The 4,115-nt window shown below is 60.3% G+C and carries 6 protein-coding genes; 2 read left to right on the top strand and 4 right to left on the bottom strand.

The annotated features are described in order from the left end of the window. Positions 1–299: 299 nt before the first annotated feature. Positions 300–791, top strand: a complete 492-nt coding sequence (locus I2G43_RS06915) for a helix-turn-helix domain-containing protein (RefSeq protein WP_195503260.1) — start codon at positions 300–302, stop codon at positions 789–791. Continuing rightward, positions 758–1,663, top strand: coding sequence for an IS3 family transposase (locus I2G43_RS06910; RefSeq protein ID WP_324249515.1), 906 nt, complete (start codon positions 758–760; stop codon positions 1,661–1,663). Before I2G43_RS06915 ends, I2G43_RS06910 begins: the two co-directional genes overlap by 34 nt. 77 nt (positions 1,664–1,740) lie before the next feature. Here I2G43_RS06910 and I2G43_RS10655 read toward each other — a convergent pair whose 3' ends face one another. From I2G43_RS10655 to I2G43_RS06890, 4 genes are all read right to left on the bottom strand, one after another. Next, a complete protein-coding gene (locus I2G43_RS10655) occupies positions 1,741–2,622 on the bottom strand; it encodes a DUF6273 domain-containing protein (RefSeq protein WP_195535594.1) in 882 nt (293 codons plus the stop codon). A gap of 295 nt (positions 2,623–2,917) precedes the next feature. Continuing rightward, entirely contained in the window at positions 2,918–3,163 is a 246-nt protein-coding gene (locus I2G43_RS06900; protein ID WP_229071678.1) for a DUF6290 family protein, read from the bottom strand. Between the two features lie 225 nt (positions 3,164–3,388). After that, a complete protein-coding gene (locus I2G43_RS06895; protein ID WP_195535592.1) occupies positions 3,389–3,559 on the bottom strand; it encodes a hypothetical protein in 171 nt (56 codons plus the stop codon). A 45-nt stretch (positions 3,560–3,604) separates the two neighbouring features. Next, positions 3,605–4,115, bottom strand: a 511-nt coding sequence (locus I2G43_RS06890; RefSeq protein WP_229071676.1) for a DUF6273 domain-containing protein, incomplete at its 5' end; no start/stop codon positions are given.

Raw genomic sequence — 4,115 nt, 5'->3', positions numbered from 1 at the left:
CCCCCCCCCGAAGGTTAATTGCCGCTGCATGCATATGCGGCTCCCTTCGCTCAGGGTTTGTAGATACGGCTCGAGGGTAGGGCTATTTCAGATTTCTGCACCGGTCTTGCCGCTGCGGCAACGGAGCTCGTAGGGGAGTGTGGCAGGTGCTCTGAGAGCCGCTGCATGGCCCCATTTCCCCTCAACCCGATTACCTGTGCCACGAACTTCAAACCGTTCGTTCGGTTGCCAAAAGAAAAGCCCGCACGACTTTGAACTGCCTCCCATTTCTTGGACATGAGAAATGGGAGGCTTTCTTTATGCGCGTTGATTTGAGGGTGAAGCATGATGTCGAGGCCAGGAAGGCGGCCATAGGGCTCTTCGAGCTCGGGCACGGGTATAAATCTGCCGCGATTGCCCTTTCGCTTCCCGCGGAAGCCGTGAGAAGATGGCAGGAGATATACCGCGCGTTCGGGAGCGAGGTGCTGCTGCGCATGGACGGAAAGCAGGGCAGGTACACATACGAGCAGAAGGTCGCCGCCGCCTCCGCCGTCGTCGACGGCGGCATGACGAAGACCGAGGCGATGGCGGCGTTCGGCATAATGTCGATGTCGCCGCTCAAGAAGTGGTGCGCGCTATACCGCCGGGGCGGCGCGGAGGCCCTGCGCCCGAGGCCCAAGGGCCGGCCGAGCGGTTCCAGGGCGAGGCCGCGGACCCGCGAGGAGGAGCTCGAGGAGCGGTGCCGTAGACTCGAGGCCGAGGTGGCCTACCTAAAAAAATTACGCGCCCTGGTCGAGAGGGACGGGCTCTGACCAGGGCGAAGGCCGAAGCGGTCGCGGCCCTGCGCGCCGAGGGGCACGCGCTCGGGCACCTGCTCGCATGCGCCGAGCTCAAGCGGTCGACCTACTACTACGCCCTCGCGCACCCGCCGAGGCCCACGCGCCCCGAGCTCCGGGAGGCGGCCGCCGAGATCTTCTCGCGCACCGCCAACGGCTGCGGGCACCGGCAGATAGCGATGTGCCTCAGGGCGGAAGAGGGGGCCGTGATAGCCGACAAGACCGTGCTCAAGATGATGCGCGAGATGGGGATTCGCTGCGGCATCAGACGCGAGACGGCCTACCACAGGTACAACTCGTACAGGGGCGTCGTCGGCAGGACGTTCGAGAACGTGATCGCGAGGGATTTCGACGCCGGGGCCCCGTGGCGGAAGCTGGGGACGGACGTCACCGAGTTCAAGGTGGCCGGCGGCAAGGCCTACTGGGCCCCGACGCTGGACTTCTGCACCAAGGAGATCGTGGCGAGCGACATATCGACCACGCCCGACATGGCCCAGCAGGCGAGGATGCTCGACGGGCTGCTGTCCAAGATCCCCGAGGGCGCCGCCCCGACCATGCACTCGGACCGGGGCTGGCAGTACCAGCACGCCTCGTACACATCCAGGCTCGAGGCCGCCGGCATCGTCCAGAGCATGTCCAGGAAGGCGAACTGCATCGACAATGCCGCCACCGAGCAGCTCTTCGGCCACGTCAAGGACGAGTTCTACAGGGGCCGCGAGTGGAAGACGTTCGAGGATTTCAAACGCGACCTGGAGGAATACATAGTCCACTGGAACACGAGCCGGAGGCAGGTAAGATTGAAGGGCCTGACCCCGGAGGAGTACCGGAATCAGGCCCTCGCGGCCTAGTCGCTATTTAGGGCGTCCAAGATTTGGGGCGCAGTTCACTTCGCGCGGGCTTTTCGCTAGACAAGCTAGAAGACAAGCTAGAAACACCAGGCGGGACAGACAACCTTTGAATATTTTGCGTTTTGAGCATTTGATGCCCAACCTCCTGAAAGGACATCAAGAAAATCCGTCGGATTATAGTAGGTCGGACGAAGAGAGCGCTCCCAAAAGGCGTCGCCGTTACTCAAAGAATTCCCAAGTTGACTTTTATTCTCGGGTGTTCTGAACACTTCGTACTGAGTCCCTTCTTTACTGAGCCAACTGTTCGGCGGCCATTTAGCGCCATTTTCGGTTACTTCGGGGTTATCAACTATTTCCGAATAGCTAAGCAGGAACAGTTTGTCGGTGGTAGCCGTCACGGCGGCGTCCTTGTTCTCGATACCGCTGTCGACGTTGTTCGTGAGCTTCCTGACGGATTTCACCTTGGACTGGAAATCTGAGGGCATGAGGTTCCAGATTTCACCCGAGTTCATTTTCCCGCGGAGCTCTGACTTCTCCCAACCGCCGATAGTCTTGCCATCGGGATTCATGCGTGAGGAGATATTCGTTGATGTTGTAAAGAATGTAAGACCTGCCTTGCCGGACCCGTCCGCGAGTTCGTCGTGGTTGATACCGATGATTCGGTAGGTCAGCGTCTTGCCGTCCGTCAGCTTCACCGAGAACTTCGTCCCAGCGTCCATCGCAGCCTTTGCCTTGGCATAGGCGAGAGACGAAGTCCCGTTTTTGGCGAGGTCTTTGGCAACCGCCTCCTGCTCGTCGAGTGTCCAGTCCTTCGCTTCCTTGGCGACGGCCGCCTGGACGGTCGCGGAATCGGCGCCTGTGGAGCCGCCGCCGGACGCGCCTCCCTCGGTGCCGCCGGTCGTCCCATTGTTCACCGTGTTGCCGACCAGGTTGAACTGGTTGCGGATGGCTCCGGCCACGCCTGGTCCCGCCAACACGATGACCAGGCCGATTACCGCGATGATCAGGACATACTCGATGATAGATTGGGCTCGGAGGCGGGCACCTCTAGGAGATACCCCCCCCGAAGGTTCTGCGCCGCTGCATACATATGCGACACTCCCTTCGTATGGGGATTGATATTGCATGCAGGAGCGTACGTTAGAGCGAACCGATCAGCCCGTAACGTGCCGCTGCGGCAACGGTAGCGGCGGGGGAAAGAGTCAGGCGCTCTGAGAGCAGCCATGACGCCCGCTTCGGGCGTTGCCCGCATTCCTATCGAGTCAACCGCTTCATACCTTTAGACAGACGAATGAAAGCCATAGAAAAGCGGGATCCGGCTATAAGCCGGACCCCGCCCAAGGCCTCGTTGTAGGCCTCGGTGTCCGCCATGTCCTCAGCCTTCTCGAGCGCGGCCCTTCTCACGAACTCGGAAAAGGACATGCCCGCGGCGTCCGCATTATCCCGAATCGAAGCTCTTTCGTCCTCATCGAACTTGACCGCAATCTCGCACATCGCCATGGCCGCTCCCGTCAGCGCCGTCATCTGAGTGAGTCAATTATCCACCCACCGCGTACTTCCCGAACTCGAAACGCCAAGCAGGATGAGGCTCTACACGAGGACGCCGCAGAGGTACTGGCGGAGGAGCGCGGCAGGCGCTCTAAGAGCCACTGTATGACCCATTTTCTCCTCAACCCGATAACTATGCTTCAAGACGACAATCGTTCGCGCGGTTACCAAAAGAAACTAGAAACACCAGGCGGGGCAGACGTAACCATAGCTCGACGCAAAGATGTTGCTCGACGGCGTGCCGTGGTTGTCGACATAGAGGAAGCGCACAGAGTTGTCTGGAAGCACCGAACGCTCCCACGAACCGCCGCCTGTGGCAATGGCAGGGTTGCCCGAGTGGCTATTCATCACCTTGCCCTTGAAGGCCTCGTACTGGGTTCCCTCTTGTTCAATCTATGAATAGTCAGACCAATCGCTATATGGGGTCTCGACGATTTCGGAGTAGCTGAGCAGGAAGAGCCTGTCGGAGGTCGCCGTCACGGCGGCATTCTTGTTTGCGCTGCCGCCGCCGACGTTGTTCGTGAGTTTCTTGACGGCCTTCACCTTGGACTGGAAATCGACGGGCATCAGGTTCCAGATCTCACCGGAGTTCATTTCCTTACGGAGCTCCGACTTCTCCCAGCCGCCGGCGTTGGTGTCCGTGGCGTTCACGCGGGAAGCAAAGCTATTCGAGGTGGTAAGGAACGTCAAGCCCGCCTTGCCGCTACCGTCGACAAGGTCGTCGTGGTTGATGCCGATAATGCGGTATCTGAGGGTCCGTCCATCGGTCAGTTCCATCGAGAACTTGATGCCGGCATCCATGGCGGCCTTCGCCTTGGCGTACGCAGGCAATGCCTCGCCCTTCGCGGCGATGTCCTCGGCCACGGCTTTCTGCTCACCGAGCGTCCAGTCCTTCGCGTCCTTG

Origin of the sequence: Collinsella aerofaciens, from assembly GCF_015557435.1 — a bacterium.
Classification (GTDB): Bacteria; Actinomycetota; Coriobacteriia; order Coriobacteriales; family Coriobacteriaceae; genus Collinsella; species Collinsella aerofaciens_Z.
Note: the sequence above shows the minus strand (reverse complement) of the source record. Positions and strands in the feature narration are given on the sequence as shown.